We start from the raw sequence: 16182 nt of genomic DNA on the forward strand, positions 1-16182 counted from the left end.
GCACAATGGATGTCCTTTCCGGTAATAAGATGGTAAATCCAGAGTTAACACCAACAATCACGAGGCGTAGAAAAAAAATCAAAAAAGGTGCTGACAAGAATGGATATATAAGTAAGAGCGTTCAACTAAGTTTATTTTAAGGAATATGGAGAATTCTAGGGTATTGATTTATGATGGGAGTTTCAATGGTTTCCTGACCGCAATTCATTTTGCACTGGAAAACAACATTGACGTTCTAAGTTTTCAAAAAAACAAATCTGGTCAAGAAGGACTTTTTTCAGACCAGCACACTATTTCAACTGTAAGGGAAAAAGCCCAAAATATGTGGTACAGCATTGAAAAGAAAAGTCACGCAGCAATCAGAAACATATACTTTGCCTTTTTGAGTGAGACCAACGGTATTGAATTTATGTTATATCAATATATAAAGAAACTTTATGGAATGTTCGATATTGAAACCTTGGAACAAACCGCTATTATCGAAGCGAAAATAAAGAAACTGTCATTACAGGTAAATCGTGAAAAATCCTATATTGAAAATTCCCTGGTTTTTGAGACCACGGACAGTTCTGTTTACATGACCGAGTTAGAACCCGGTTTCAATATAATACCATTGATCTCACGGCACTTTAGATATAAATATCCAAAGCACCCATGGATCATTTATGATAACAAGCGCAAATACGGCGTATATTATAATGGTATTTCCCTTGAAATGGTTTCGGAGCATACCAAAAACAATTACCTAAAAGTGAAAAAGGTATTAAAACCTTACCAAGAAAACAGTTATCGAATGGCCATGTAAATAACTTATAGACTATTTTGACCTTTCTCCGACGAAATGATCACTCTTATTCTGAAAGAGAACATTAAATGTAGTGAGGCTACCGTAAATCCGGGTAATATATTGTTGTAAATCAACCTTTTCTTGATCATCTAAATTTTTACTTGCATTGATTTTCTGTTCCATGACCCGAACCCTATCACGTACCATTACGATTTTATGGAAAAACGTGTCTATGGGCATTTCCTTATCGGACAAATTTGACTCCCCCGGCTTTAGCACCAACGAACCACCTTTCCATTTACTCGCCAATGCCGTTGCATTGCCGGTATCACTCCACCTTCTTAATATGGATATAAGACTAAGTTCCACATCTGAAAAACTTACGGTATCAACCTCGTCGGATACTGCTTCAATGACCTCGAATTGCGAATCTATTTCAATGGTCTCTAAACCTCCATCGATAAAAGTTACCCAATATTGTTCTGAAGTAAGATTGGTCACTACGCCTTTTCCGAAATCCGGATGATCGATCCGGGAACCTATTCCTAATAATTTCATAAATCGAATACTTTATTTTTAACCAAAATTAACTTTCAGAATCCATAAATCAAAACTAGGGCAACTTCCTTTTTAAGGGTCAAAACCCTACCTTTGCAACTTTGCCGTGAAACAAATGACGAACTACGAGGAGAATATTGAGGTCAAAGGCGCCCGCGTCCATAACCTTAAAAACATTGATGTTACCATACCAAGGGAAAAATTGGTGGTAATCACTGGCCTATCGGGCAGTGGCAAGTCATCCCTTGCTTTTGATACGATTTATGCCGAAGGCCAACGTAGATACATAGAGACTTTTTCGGCATATGCCCGTCAATTCTTAGGCGGCCTTGAACGCCCGGATGTTGATAAAATCGACGGACTATCACCTGTTATTGCCATTGAACAGAAAACCACATCTAAATCCCCACGTTCAACGGTAGGTACGATCACCGAAATTTACGACTTTCTTAGACTGTTATTTGCTCGGGCCGGGGATGCATATAGTTACAATACCGGCGAAAAGATGGTCAGTTATAGTGACGAACAGATCAAAGAGCTCATCATAACCGATTATAAGGATAAAAAGATAAATGTACTTGCCCCGATCATAAAATCGAGAAAAGGGCATTACCGGGAATTGTTCGAACAAATAGCGAAACAGGGCTTTGTTAAAGTCCGGGTAGATGGCGAAATCAAGGATATTGTAAAAGGGATGAAGGTTGACCGTTACAAAACCCACGATATAGAAATCGTCATCGATCGCCTTAAGATTTCCGAAAATTCGGAATTGGATAAACGAATGACCGAAACCATCAATACCGCAATGTACAGTGGTGAAAATGTATTGATGATTTTGGAGGAAGGCAAAAAAGAACCAAGATACTTCAGTCGTGACCTTATGTGTCCGACCACTGGAATCTCCTATCCTACCCCCGAACCCAATACGTTTTCTTTCAATTCACCCAAGGGAATGTGCCCCAATTGCAATGGCTTGGGACATGTGCATGAAGTTAACGAATCGAAGATCTTTCCGAACAAAAAACTTTCCATCCATGCTGGTGGAATCGCCCCATTGGGCCCTTATAAAAAATCTTGGGCCTTTAAACAGATTGAAACCATAGCAAAACGATATGGTTTTGAGCTGCAAGACCCTATTCATAAAATTCCAAGTGAAGCCATGGATATCCTTCTGAATGGCGGACAGGAAAGTTTCGATGTGGAGTCAAAGACCCTTGGTGTAAAACGTAACTACAAAATAGATTACGAAGGCATATCCAACTTCATCAAAAACCAATTCGAAGAATCCGATAGTACTTCGATAAAAAGATGGGCCAAGGAATACATGGACAAGATTACCTGTCCCACTTGCAACGGCTCAAGGCTTCGGCAAGAATCATTGAACTTTAAAATCGACGAAAAGAACATTGCTGAAATCTCTAATTTGGATATTGCTGAAGTTGCCACTTTCTTTGAAGGTTTAGAGGCCAAACTAACGGGGAACCAATTAAAGATTGCCGAAGAAATAATAAAAGAGATAAAAACCAGGATACGTTTTCTTTTGGATGTTGGGTTAGATTACCTCTCATTGAACCGTAGTTCCAAATCACTCTCCGGTGGGGAAGCACAACGTATACGTTTGGCCACGCAAATCGGTACTCAATTGGTAGGCGTACTTTATATTTTGGACGAACCCAGTATAGGCCTGCACCAGAGGGACAATAATCGGTTGATCAGTTCTTTGGAAGCACTTCGAGATATTGGAAACTCCATTATCGTGGTCGAACATGACCGGGATATGATCGAAAGGGCCGACCATGTCATTGATATTGGCCCAAAAGCCGGTTATCATGGGGGCGAAATCATTTCCGAAGGTACACCTGATGAATTAAAAAACCACCATACGTTAACCGCGGACTACATTACAGGGGTAAAGGAAATTTCAGTTCCGAAAAAACGAAGAAAAGGGAACGGTAAAAAAATAACCCTTACCGGTTGTACGGGGAACAACCTTAAAAACGTATCAATTAGCATCCCTTTAGGGAAAATGATCGGGGTAACAGGAGTTTCGGGCAGCGGTAAATCAACCTTGATCAACGAGACCCTCTACCCTATTATGAATGCACATTATTTTAATGGCGTTCGTAAACCCATGCCTTATAAATCAATAAAAGGGTTGGAGCATATCGACAAGGTAATCGACATCAACCAAAGTCCGATCGGGCGTACCCCTAGGTCCAATCCCGCGACATATACAGGTGTTTTTAGTGAAATTCGTTCCCTTTTCACCAAAACCCCTGAAGCCGCTATTCGAGGGTATAAACCAGGACGATTCAGTTTCAATGTAAAAGGCGGAAGATGTGAAACTTGCCAAGGAGGTGGACTACGTGTAATAGAAATGAATTTTCTTCCCGACGTATATGTAGAATGTGAAACATGTAATGGTAAGCGTTTCAATAGGGAAACCTTGGAAATCAGGTATAAGGGAAAATCAATTTCCGATGTATTGGAAATGACCATAGATGATGCCGTGGAGTTTTTCGAAATGATTCCAAAAATCCATCGAAAATTAAAAACAATTCAAGATGTTGGCTTAGGATACATATCTTTAGGGCAACAGTCCACCACATTATCAGGTGGAGAGGCACAACGTATAAAATTGGCTACGGAACTTTCCAAACGGGATACCGGCAATACTTTTTATATCTTGGACGAACCTACAACAGGTCTTCACTTTGAAGATATTCGCGTACTTTTAGACGTTTTGAACAAATTGGTAGAAAAGGGCAATACAGTATTGGTCATAGAACACAACTTGGATGTGATTAAAGTGGTGGACCATATTATAGACATAGGATATGAAGGTGGCAGAGGTGGCGGTATGGTCGTTGCCGAAGGTACTCCTGAAGAGGTGTGTAAAAACAAAAAGAGTTATACGGCACAATTTTTAAGACCCGAATTGGGTTTTGATAAGCAGAAAGCATAATATTGATTAAAAAAGTAGTGGCAGTCATAACATGCTGCCCAAAAAGTTATAAAACAGAATGAGAAAAGAACAACATTTTAAAGGTTGGAATGAAATAAAAACCAACGATTCATGGGCCATATTCAAAATCATGGGAGAATTTGTAAGTGGTTTTGAAAAAATGAGTGAAATAGGACCTTGTGTCTCTATTTTCGGTTCTGCAAGAACAAAAGAGAACACAGAATATTACAATCTTTCCGTCAACGTGGCCAAGAGCATTGCCGAAGCCGGTTATGGAGTAATCACAGGCGGAGGCCCCGGTATCATGGAAGCTGGAAACCGCGGAGCATATTTGGCTGGCGGCACCTCTGTAGGGCTGAATATAGACCTCCCGTTTGAACAACATGACAACCCTTACATCGATAGTGACAAGAGTCTTGATTTTGACTATTTTTTTGTTAGAAAGGTAATGTTCGTTAAATATTCCCAAGGTTTTGTCGTAATGCCGGGCGGATTCGGTACATTGGATGAACTCTTCGAAGCCATTACCCTGATACAGACCAATAAAATTGAAAAATTTCCCATTATATTAGTGGGCTCCAAATTCTGGGGCGGGCTTATTGATTGGATAAAAAATACCATGCTCAGTGCTGGGAACATCAGTCCAAAAGATATGGACCTTATAAAATTAGTTGATACAGAGGGTGAAGTGGTAGAAATTTTGGATTCTTTCTACAAAGGACGATCTTTAAGCCCGAATTTCTAAATCGAATATTTGAAAAAGAACGTATTTTTTAATTCCATTTTTGGTTTTCTTGCCTTTTTTACAGGCCTGCAAATTGCTCTTAGCCAGCACACGAACACTCTTTCTGTTCGGCTGAACGGGGAGACAAAGGAATTGAACATACAGCAAGAGTTCATTTATGTAAACTCTTCAAAATCCACTTTGGAGGAACTCTATTTCAATGATTGGGCCCACGCCTATTCTAACAAGAACACAGGACTTGCCAAAAGATTTGCCCAAGAGTTCAAAAAAAGCCTTCATTTGGCCAAAGACAATGAACGGGGCCGAACTACTATTCTCAGTGCCGTAGACGATGAGTACAGGGGTTTGCGCTGGGAACGAACAGCAGAAAAAGACCTGATAAAGATAACCCTGAACCAACCATTGCTCCCGGGAGAAAAGGTTCAATTGTTCATGACGTATACCGTGCAATTACCACCTGATAAATACACCCCATATGGCTACAATAACAGGGATGAATATTATCTTAAGGATTGGTATCTGTCACCAGCCGTATTTGATGGCAAATGGAACCTTTACTCCAATAAAAACCTTGAGGACCTATACACCGATATTACTAGGACAACGGTTAATTTCAGGTATCCTGGCAATCTTTTCCTAACCACGAATTACAGAAACCTCGGAACTTCGAATTTTCCAAACGGCAAACAGACCCAATTAGAATCCATTAAGCAAAAGAACTGCGAAATAATATTAAGTCCGTTTCAAAAATTCAAAACACACGTTACCCCATATATGACGGTGGTTACCGATTTACAATCACCTAAATACGACGATATATCACAAGGTATTTCAATAGACAAGGTATCTAAGTTCATTTTTGACAACCTTGGCAAATACCCTCATGCCCAATTACTGGTAAGTCAAAAAGATTATAATAAAAGTCCTTTATACGGCCTTAATCAACTCCCCTCTTTTATAAGACCTTATGAAGAGCAGTTTCAATTTGAAATGAAATTCTTGAAAACGGCATTGAATAAATTCTTAACGGAGACACTTTATCTAAACCCGAGAAAAGAACAGTGGCTCAAGGATGCCATTGCCAACTACTTGATCATAGAATATGTAGAGACATTTTACCCAGATCAAAAACTGTTGGGCAAATTATCCAATATATGGGGTATTCGAGGATTCAACATTGCGAAAATGGATTTTAATGAGCAATACCCGTTCCTGTATATGTTAACAGCTAGGAAAAACCTAGATCAAGCCCTTACAACCCCGAACGATTCCTTGATTAAATTCAACCAAAAGATCGCGAACAAATATAAAGCCGGAATGGGCCTTTCCTATTTAGCCGATTATATAGGTAAGGATAAAATAGATACAAGTATCAAAACCTATTTTAAACACTATTCCTTAAATTCGGCCAAGGTGCTGGATTTTGAATCTATTTTAAAGCGATCTGCCGATATAGATATTGATTGGTTCTTCAGGGATTACCTTTCAACGGATAAAAAGATCGATTTCAAAATAAAAAAAATCATCAAAACCGATGATTCCTTGAAGGTTACTTTAAAAAACAAAGAAGGCACCAATGTACCCATTTCGCTTTTCGGCATTAAAAAAGATTCAGTGGTTTCCAAATATTGGTTTACCGATATAGGATCCCAAAAGACCTTCACCATTCCTAGAGGGGAAGAAGATCGATTGGTACTGAATTATGACCATAAGATTCCCGAGTTCAATGAACGGGATAATTGGAAATCCTTAAAAGGCTTTTTATCAAGCAATAAAAAATTACAGTTCCGTTTCTTCAAAGATGCCGAAAACCCGTATTACAACCAGGTTTTTTATGTACCTGTCCTTAACTTCAATATTTATGATGGATGGTCTCCCGGAATGCGAATTTACAATAAGCCCTTTTTAGAGAAACCTTTTGTTTACGACTTTGCCCCTTCCTATGCAGCAAAGGAAAAATCTTTAGTTGGGTACGGAAAATTCAATTATCGTAAATACCTGAGCAAAAGTGGTCTATACGTTGCGAATTACGGTTTTAGGGGCTCAACATCGCACTATCAAGAAAATTCACGGTACACCACCATTACACCATCGATCGGTTTTGGTTGGCGTCCTGATGACTTAAGATCCAATAAGAGGGATTTCCTTAGTTTACGATATGTAAATGTCTTCCGTAGTTTGGATGATAATTTGGAAAATATTGAAACCGATCCCGATTACAGTGTTCTGAATGCCCGTTTTACACATAGGGACAACGGTATCATAGATTATCTTTCTTGGTTTGCAGATGCCCAGTACAGTAAAGATTTTAGCAAGTTGTCTTTTGAACTTGAATACCGAAAACTATTCGAAAACAATAGACAGTTCAATTTTAGGTTTTTCGCAGGTAAATTTCTACACAACACCATAGAACCCGGTTTAAAATTCTTTGATTTTGCCTTGGATCGGCCCAATGACTACCTTTTTGATTATAATTATTTAGGAAGATCAGAAGAAACAGGTATCTACAGTCAACAGATCATTATCGCCGAAGGCGGTTTCAAATCTAAATTACAGAACCCTTTCGCCAATGATTGGATGGCCACAGTGAATACCAGTATCAATATTTGGCGCTGGGTTGAGTTTTACAGCGACTTCGGATTTATGAAAAGTAAGAACATCAAAGAGCGCATGGTCTATGACTCAGGGGTTCGTCTGAACCTTGTCACCGATTATTTTGAACTCTATTTCCCCTTATACTCAAATAATGGCTGGGAAGTTACACAGCCCAATTATGAGGAAAAAATCAGATTTATCGTAACCTTAAGCCCAAAGACCTTAACAGGCTTATTTACCCGAAAATGGTTCTAATCCCTTGCCATATTCCTAATATTCATCACATATTTTTTATAATTTATAAGCATTTTATTTATAATCGTGCTTTTCTTTAATGATTGTTAAATACTTAAACCCATTTCTAAATTGCAAAATTCCTTATGGTTTGGTACTTTTGTAGAAAGTCAAACCACAGTATATGGATACATCCCCAAAATTGAGTTCCGACATTTCTTTTGATGACTTTAGAACCCAGATTCTACAAGATTACAAAATAGCCTTTACCAGCAGAATTTGTAGTCTTCTAGGAAGAAAGGAAGTTCTAACCGGTAAAGCCAAGTTCGGTATTTTTGGGGATGGCAAGGAATTACCACAATTGGCCATGGCCAAATCTTTCAGAAACGGTGATTTCCGCAGTGGCTATTACAGGGACCAAACCTTTATGATGGCTTTGGGCCTACTTAATGCCAAAGAATTTTTTCATGGTCTGTACGCTACGGCAGATATCGATAAAGACCCCATGAGTGGAGGAAGGCAAATGGGCGGACATTTTTTGACACACAGTCTTAATGCCGATGGATCCTGGAAGAACCTTACCGAACAGAAGAACAGTAGTCCGGATATTTCATGTACTGCCGGGCAAATGCCAAGATTATTGGGATTGGCCCAAGCTTCTAAGGTTTACCGTAATTTACCTAATATAGATGCTACCAAATTTTCAAACAATGGTAATGAGGTCGCATGGGGAACAATCGGGAACGCGAGTACCAGTGAAGGCTTGTTTTTTGAAACTATCAATGCCGGAGGTGTACTACAGGTACCTATGGTAGTTAGTATTTGGGATGATGAATATGGGATTTCGGTTCCTGCCAAATACCACACGACCAAAGAAAATATATCAAAAATCCTATCGGGATTTCAGCGGGATGAAAATGATAACGGATATGAATTATTAAAGGTTAAGGGGTGGGACTACACTGCATTGATGCATGTTTATGAAAATGCATCGGATATTGCCAGGGAACAACATGTTCCTGTTATTATACATGTAACCGAATTGACACAACCACAAGGCCACTCGACCTCAGGTTCCCATGAGCGATACAAAAATGCTGAACGCCTTCAATGGGAAAAAGATAACGACTGCAATAAGCGATTCAAAGAATGGATTTTGGAATCAGGGATTTCAACCGAAGATGAACTAGCAAAGATCGAAAAGGAAATTCGCCAAAAGGTACGGGCCGCCAAAAATGAGGCTTGGGCAGAATTCCTTAGTGAACATAAACAAATGAAAACTGTTTTGTTGGGGCTTCTGAACAATGTCGCCAATAAAAGTGCCAATCGTAATTTTATTGCAAAATTAAGGAATGACCTAATAGCTGTAGAAGAGCCGCTCAAAAAAGATTTAGGAATTATTTCCCGTAAAGCGCTACGCTATTTAATCGGGGAAGAATCGCAAGAAAAAGATGCATTGATAAAATGGGTGAATGACTTTCTTGATAAGATGCAACCTAAATTCAGTAAACATCTTTATAGCGAACATCCCAATAAAGCAACGAACATTCCAATGATAGAACCTATCTACGACACAAATGTGGAAGAAGTAGATGGTAGGATTATTTTAAGGGATAATTTCGACAAACTGTTCGAAAAGTATCCGGAGGTATTGATTTTTGGTGAGGATAGTGGCAAAATCGGTGATGTAAACCAAGGCTTGGAAGGTCTTCAGAATAAGTATGGCAAAATACGGGTCGCAGATACCGGTATTCGTGAAGCTACCATTATTGGTCAAGGTATAGGATTGGCCCTCAGAGGTTTGCGTCCTATTGCCGAAATTCAATATTTAGATTATATTTTCTATGCTACGTCCCAACTGACCGATGATTTGGCAACAATGCTTTATAGGAGTTTTGGTAAACAAAAAGCGCCGCTCATAGTTAGGACCAGAGGGCACAGACTAGAAGGTATTTGGCATTCCGGCTCTCCCATGGGCGGACTTATCAACCTATTGAGGGGAATGTACATATTAGCCCCTAGGAATATGACCCAAGCTGCCGGTTTCTATAATACCTTAATGAAGAGTGATGAACCCGCCTTGATCATAGAAAGCCTAAATGGGTATCGTTTAAAAGAAAGAAAACCAAAAAACTTAGGGGAATTTTGCACTCCCATAGGAATGGTAGAAACCTTGAAAACAGGAAATGATATTACACTGGTATCATACGGTTCAACCGTACGCATTGTTTTAAGGGTTGCCAAAGAGCTTGCTGTTGTAGGTATTGATGCCGAAGTTATAGATGCCCAAACACTTTTACCTTTCGATATCAACCACGATACCGTGAAAAGTCTCCAAAAAACGAATCGTCTATTGATTATTGACGAGGATGTTCCCGGAGGATGTTCCTCTTACCTCCTTAACGAAATAATCGAGAAGCAAGGAGGTTACAATTATTTGGATAGCAAGCCACATACCTTAACTAGTAAAGATCATAGACCTGCCTATGGTACGGATGGCGACTATTTTTCCAAACCAAGTGCTGAGGACATATTTGAAAAAGTGTACGATATAATGCATGAGGCGAACCCTTCCGATTATCCAAAATTAAGATAAGCCCATAAATTTGATGGTGAACCCCTTTTTTTAAACCTATCGGTATATTATTATGCCTTGATACATTTTTCCTGTTTTTGATCCAGTTTCTTTCCATTGACAAGTCGGACAGTTACTTAATTTCCCCTGATTTACCTGAAAATTCGCTTCCATTGGTAGATAAACGCTTAAATAGTTATCCCGTTTGATGGCAAATAATCCATTTTTATAGCCCATTTTACCCTTAAACGATATAAACACAAGCATTTAAAAGAATATTGAACCACCTTTTAAATTAATCAAAAAATTGGTACTTTTAATGCTATTGAAACTTTACTGCAAATGAAAAACAACCTAGTTACCCAAATCGGCTTGGCTTTCCTTAGAATTATGCCTTCTCTCTTGATGATTTCCCACGGACTCCCAAAATTTCAAAAATTGATCAGTGGAAATTTTGAATTTGGAGACCCCATTGGAATTGGTGCAACTCCATCCTTATTCTTAACCGTACTTGCTGAATTTATTTGTCCCATTTTAATTATCATAGGTTTTAAAACCCGATGGATGGCTGTTCCCGTAGCAATTACCATGGCCGTAGCTGCTTTTATCGTGCATGGGGCTGACCCATTCGGAACCAAAGAAAAAGCATTGGTTTATTTGGTTTTCTTTGTGGCCATTATTCTTTTGGGTCCTGGAAAATTCAGTATTGACAGAAAGTAATTAAAAAATCTTTACCAATAGTTCTTTCAACAAATCGGATTGTGGTGTGGCATTGGCCCCTACCCCTTTACCTTTAAGATCCATTTCGCGTAAATTTGAAATAATCATACTTACTTTTTTCATGGGATAATTCTTGGCTGCAACTTGGTATTCCCCAACAAAATAGGGATTTATCCTCAGGGCACTTGCAACACTCTTCGGAGAATGGTCATTTAACCCATGATATTGCAACAATTGCGAGAAAAAACTATGCAAGAGGGTTATCGTAAGAACGAACGGATTGTCTTTCGGGTTTTGGGCAAAATATTTGATGATCTTGGATGCCTTTAGCACATCCCGCTCCCCAATTGCCTTCTTCAACTCAAAATTATTGTAGTCTTTACTAATGCCGATATGCTCTTCGATATGCTCGGGCGTAATTTGGCTCTCTTTCGGCAGAATATAAGTCAGCTTATCCATCTCCTTACTTATTCGACTTAAATCGGTACCTAAATTCTCCACAAGTAAAATAGCCGCTTTATGGGAGATTGAATAGCCCTTGCCCTGAAGCACCTTTCTCAACCAATCGGAAACCTGGTTTTCATACAACTTCTTACTCTCGAATAAAACTCCGTGTTTTTGAATCGATTTATATAATTTCTTTCGCTTATCTAGCTTCTTATATTTGTAACAAATTACCAAAACCGTCGTGGTCTGGGGATTTTCAGCATAATCGACCAATTGCTCTATGGTCCTCGAAAGCTCTTGGGCCTCTTTTACAATGACTACCTGCCGTTCTGCCATCATGGGATAGCGTTTGGCATTGGCCACTATATCATCGATACTTGCCTCCTTACCATATAAGACCATTTGATTAAAGCCCCTCTCGTCTTCGGTCAAGACATTTTTCTCGATATATTGAGATATCTTGTCAATATAATAGGGTTCTTCGCCAAACAAAAAATAAATGGGACGTATATTTCCTTTTCTAATATCGGCAACAATTTGTTTTACTTCATCCATCCAAAAAAAATCATCAAATTTGCCACATGCAACGGCTCAATTTTCCGCACTATGACTTTCGTTTCAAAAATAGCGAAAATAACATCTATATATTTGATGCTATTCGTAAAAAATTCGTGGTATTGCAACCTGAGGAATGGGTTCGCCAAAATGTAGTCCAATATCTGATTACTGAGAAAAAATATCCAAAAAGCCTCATTAACGTTGAAAAACAAATCATTGTAAATAAAATCAAAAAAAGATATGACGTCGTTGTTTTCGATAGTATAGGCAATATCGTATTATTGGTTGAATGTAAGGCACCCCAAATACCCATTACCCAAAAAACCTTTGACCAGATCGCCAGATATAACATGAATTTGAACGCGACCTATTTGATGGTCACCAACGGTCTGGATCATATTTATTGTAAAATGGACTATACGCAAGAAAAATATACGTTTTTAAAGCATATTCCTGATTTTAGCCGTTAATTTGCAAGCGATTTGAGAATTGCGATAGTCATATTGAACTGGAACGGAGAGGTACTTTTGGAAAGATACCTTCCATCGGTCGTACGGTATTCGGAAGGCGCTGATATTTACGTTGCCGATAATGCCTCTACAGATGATTCGATTGATTTTCTTAGAACCAATTATCCAGAAATCAAGTTAATACAAAATACTGTCAACGGTGGTTTCGCCAAAGGTTATAATGATGCCCTTATAAACGTAGATGCCGATATTTTCTGCCTGTTGAACAACGACGTGGAGGTTACCCCTAATTGGTTGGCCCCAATTAAAACTGCTTTTGAGACCATTCCCCATGCCAGTATTATACAGCCAAAGATCTTGGATTTAATGCGAAAAGACCATTTTGAGTATGCCGGTGCGGCTGGCGGATTCATAGATCAATTGGGATACCCGTTCTGCAGAGGGCGAATTTTTCAGGAACTGGAAAAAGATACCGGCCAATACGACGATATAATGGAAATCTTCTGGGCAACCGGTGCCTGTATGTTCATAAAAAGTGATGTCTTTAAGAAATTAGGTGGATTTGATGAGGAATATTTTGCCCACCAAGAAGAAGTTGATCTTTGTTGGAGGGCAAAAAATGCAGGCTATGGAGTTTATTATGTAGGTACTTCTAAAGTTTATCATTTAGGGGGATCCACCTTAAGCAACATGAACCCTAAAAAAACCTATCTCAATTTTCGAAACTCCCTTTTTTCAATTACAAAGAACTTACCTAGGAGAAAAGCGTTCCTTATTATATTTTTAAGGTTACTTCTAGATGGCATAGCGGCCATTCGCTTTGTTTTCCAATTAAAATTCAATCACTGTCTTGCCATTTTAAAAGCCCATGTAAGTTTTTATTCTAATTTTCGAAGCATGAATCGGAAACGTGAAAAATTGAACTTCATAAATAATTATTACATCACAAAATCCATTGTATGGTCCCATTTCGTAAATGGAGTAAGGAAATTTAACATTTTAGTAAAAGATTAACTAATTTGACTAATATTAGCTAAGCGAATTGCATAATTTTGATGTAGAATTTAGTTCTTTTAATAGAGTATCAATTATTAAATTTAAACCAGTTATAACATAGATTATGAAGAAAATTATTTTAGGCTGTTTGGGTGTGACCCTATTGTTATCATCATGTGTTTCCCAGAAGAAATATGCTGATTTGGAAGCTAAACATAAGGAAACCCAAGATTTATTGAATTCGGCAACCGTTAAATTGAACAGTTGTTTGGAAGATAAAGCAACGGCAACCTCTAGATTGCAAACATTGGAAGATCAAAATGCATTTTTAAAGGCCAATAACCAAGAGTTGATAAACAACATGGGTAATTTAACCACGTTGACAACCAAAGGTGCCGAAAACCTTGAGAAATCTTTAGAGAGCTTACAAGAAAAAGATCTTACCATCAGAAAACTACAAAATGCCATTACAAGAAGGGATTCTGTAAACCTTGCGTTGGTACAGAGTTTAAAAGGTGTTTTGGGTAACTTGGATGATGAGGATATCGAAATCAGTGTTGAAAAAGGTGTGGTCTTTGTTTCTATCTCCGACAAATTGTTGTTCAGCAGCGGTAGCTACAATGTAACCAGTAGGGCCAAAGAAGTTTTAGGTAAAGTTGCACAGGTTGTTAACAACAAACCGGATTTCGAATTCATGGTTGAAGGTCATACTGATGACGTTCCTTACAGAAAAGGTGTTTTATTGGATAACTGGGACTTGAGTGTTAAACGTGCTACAGCAGTAGTAAGGATTTTACAGAAAGACTACAACGTTGATCCTAAGCGTATGACTGCAGCTGGTAGAGCCGAATATGTACCGGTTTCACAAACTGAAAAATCCAAGAACAGAAGAACAAGAATCGTTGTGCTTCCAAAAATCGATCAATTCTATAGTATGATCGAAGAAGGAATGAAAGATCCTGCAATCAATAACTAGATAGCAAATCTGCGTTAAAATAAAAAAATCGCCTAGGCATATTGTCTAGGCGATTTTATTTTTACGATATTGTCCATTCAAAAAATATCGAGACTACCTTTACCTTCCCTCAGTATTTCGGGTTCCTCCCCAGATAAATCAATCACTGTTGATGCGACATTATCCCCATATCCCCCATCTATTACAATATCAACAAGGTTTTGCCACTTTTCATAGATAAGCTCAGGATCGGTCGTGTACTCCAAAAGTTCATCTTCATCGTGAATTGAAGTGGATACAATGGGGTTTCCCAATTCTTGAACCAATGTTTTCGCGATTAAATTATCGGGGACGCGTATACCAACTGTTTTCTTTTGTTTAAAATCCTTGGGTAAATTGGAACTGCCCGGTAAAACAAAAGTGTAAGGCCCTGGAAGTGCCCTTTTCAATATTTTAAAGGTAGCGTTATCTATTTGACGTACATAGTCTGATAGATTACTTAAATCGGCACAAATAAAGGACCAATTTGCCTTTGCCAGTTTAATTCCTTTTATCCTTGCTATTTTCTCCAATGCACGGGTATTCGTAATGTCACATCCAAGTCCGTAAACCGTATCGGTAGGATAAATAATGAGACCGCCTTTCCGAAGCACCTGTACTACTTTGGCAATCGCTTTGGGATTGGGGTTTTCTTCGTAAATTCTGATTAATTCCGCCATATTGCATTATTTAACTTGGTATACCCGAACAAAATCAACTTCCATAACCGCAGGAAAAGCCACATCGTCTACGCCTTGTTGCCCTCCCCAATTTCCACCGACCGCTAAATTCAATAGAAAATAGAACGGTTTTGAAAATGGCCAATTATCTTGATTGAAATCCTCGGGTCTTTCAAATGTATATTTTATGTTATCAATGTCATCCAAATAAAACTTCACGTATTCCGCTGACCATAATAATCCATAAGAATGGAATTCTTCCTCTGCCGTTTCCAACTCAATTGGTCCGGAAGAGGCTTCTGTACCATCAACATGGTTGTTGGCCGTACTATGTATGGTCGAATATACCGTATTTGGCCTATAACTTACATATTCCATAATATCTATTTCCCCGCATTGGGGCCAACCTTTGGTACCAATGTCATTACCGAGCATCCAGATTGCTGGCCAAAGACCCTTTCCCTTATAATCTGGAAGCTTGGCCCGTATTTCCATTCTTCCATAGGTGAATTCTTCAGTACTCTTTAAACGAGTCGAAGTATAATCCCCTATTTCCCGGCCATTACCCGTTTTTTTGGCAATAATTTTCAAAGTCCCGTTACTGACTTTCACGTTTTCATCTGCAACATAATTCTGCAGTTCATTATTGCCCCAACCGTTTTGACCGGTTTCAAACCGCCAATTTTGTGTCGATAACCGATCACCTTCAAATTCATCGTTCCAGACCAATTCCGCATTATCCCAATAGTCCGGGGCATTAACATCGTACTTTTTCCCTTCAGTATGCTTACAGGAATTCAACTGAAAAAGAAATAAAACCAGCAACAAATAATTGAAACGCACCTTTGTCATAATGGT

Annotated in this window: 13 protein-coding genes; 9 read left to right on the forward strand and 4 right to left on the reverse strand. The window is 38.6% G+C overall.

Translation table 11 applies throughout. From position 1 onward, the window contains the following. Positions 1-145: 145 nt before the first annotated feature. Entirely contained in the window at positions 146-805 is a 660-nt protein-coding gene (locus GJ691_RS17385; RefSeq protein WP_154369243.1) for a TIGR03915 family putative DNA repair protein, read from the forward strand. A gap of 12 nt (positions 806-817) precedes the next feature. On the opposite strand, the gene GJ691_RS17390 is transcribed toward GJ691_RS17385, so the two are convergent. Next, a complete protein-coding gene (locus GJ691_RS17390) occupies positions 818-1345 on the reverse strand; it encodes a hypothetical protein (RefSeq protein WP_154369245.1) in 528 nt (175 codons plus the stop codon). Positions 1346-1460: 115 nt separating this feature from the next. Between GJ691_RS17390 and uvrA the strand changes: the two genes are divergently transcribed. The 5 genes from uvrA (at position 1461) to GJ691_RS17415 (ending at position 11179) form a co-directional block, all read left to right on the forward strand. Next, positions 1461-4310, forward strand: coding sequence for an excinuclease ABC subunit UvrA (gene uvrA, locus GJ691_RS17395; protein WP_154369248.1), 2850 nt, complete (start codon positions 1461-1463; stop codon positions 4308-4310). Positions 4311-4368: 58 nt separating this feature from the next. Continuing rightward, positions 4369-5055, forward strand: a complete 687-nt coding sequence (locus GJ691_RS17400) for an LOG family protein (protein WP_154369250.1) — start codon at positions 4369-4371, stop codon at positions 5053-5055. A 9-nt stretch (positions 5056-5064) separates the two neighbouring features. Continuing rightward, entirely contained in the window at positions 5065-7905 is a 2841-nt protein-coding gene (locus GJ691_RS17405; protein WP_154369252.1) for a gluzincin family metallopeptidase, read from the forward strand. Between the two features lie 163 nt (positions 7906-8068). Continuing rightward, positions 8069-10480, forward strand: a complete 2412-nt coding sequence (locus GJ691_RS17410; protein WP_154369254.1) for an alpha-ketoacid dehydrogenase subunit alpha/beta — start codon at positions 8069-8071, stop codon at positions 10478-10480. Between the two features lie 321 nt (positions 10481-10801). Next, positions 10802-11179 (forward strand): DoxX family protein, encoded by a 378-nt coding sequence (locus GJ691_RS17415; protein WP_154369256.1) that lies wholly within the window; start codon positions 10802-10804, stop codon positions 11177-11179. Here the strand turns inward: GJ691_RS17415 and holA are convergent, their stop codons facing one another. Beyond that, on the reverse strand, positions 11180-12181 hold the full coding sequence (gene holA, locus GJ691_RS17420) for a DNA polymerase III subunit delta (protein ID WP_154369258.1): 1002 nt from the start codon (positions 12179-12181) through the stop codon (positions 11180-11182). A 26-nt stretch (positions 12182-12207) separates the two neighbouring features. Here holA and GJ691_RS17425 point away from each other — a divergent pair, with 26 nt between their 5' ends. The 3 genes from GJ691_RS17425 (at position 12208) to GJ691_RS17435 (ending at position 14626) form a co-directional block, all read left to right on the forward strand. Further along, a complete protein-coding gene (locus GJ691_RS17425) occupies positions 12208-12654 on the forward strand; it encodes a type I restriction enzyme HsdR N-terminal domain-containing protein (RefSeq protein ID WP_154369260.1) in 447 nt (148 codons plus the stop codon). A gap of 12 nt (positions 12655-12666) precedes the next feature. Beyond that, the gene (locus GJ691_RS17430; RefSeq protein WP_154369262.1) at positions 12667-13668 is read left to right on the forward strand and encodes a glycosyltransferase family 2 protein; all 1002 of its coding nucleotides are present in this window, start codon (positions 12667-12669) and stop codon (positions 13666-13668) included. Between the two features lie 106 nt (positions 13669-13774). Then, positions 13775-14626 (forward strand): OmpA/MotB family protein, encoded by an 852-nt coding sequence (locus GJ691_RS17435; RefSeq protein ID WP_154369264.1) that lies wholly within the window; start codon positions 13775-13777, stop codon positions 14624-14626. Between the two features lie 77 nt (positions 14627-14703). Here the strand turns inward: GJ691_RS17435 and GJ691_RS17440 are convergent, their stop codons facing one another. Both GJ691_RS17440 and GJ691_RS17445 read right to left on the reverse strand, forming a co-directional pair. Beyond that, positions 14704-15324: an L-threonylcarbamoyladenylate synthase gene (locus GJ691_RS17440; RefSeq protein ID WP_154369266.1), complete on the reverse strand. Its 621-nt coding sequence runs from the start codon at positions 15322-15324 to the stop codon at positions 14704-14706. A 6-nt stretch (positions 15325-15330) separates the two neighbouring features. After that, positions 15331-16176, reverse strand: a complete 846-nt coding sequence (locus tag GJ691_RS17445; RefSeq protein WP_154369268.1) for a glycoside hydrolase family 16 protein — start codon at positions 16174-16176, stop codon at positions 15331-15333. Positions 16177-16182 lie beyond the last annotated feature (6 nt).

This window comes from Maribacter luteus, from assembly GCF_009674825.1.
GTDB classification, from domain to species: domain Bacteria; phylum Bacteroidota; class Bacteroidia; order Flavobacteriales; family Flavobacteriaceae; genus Maribacter_A; species Maribacter_A luteus.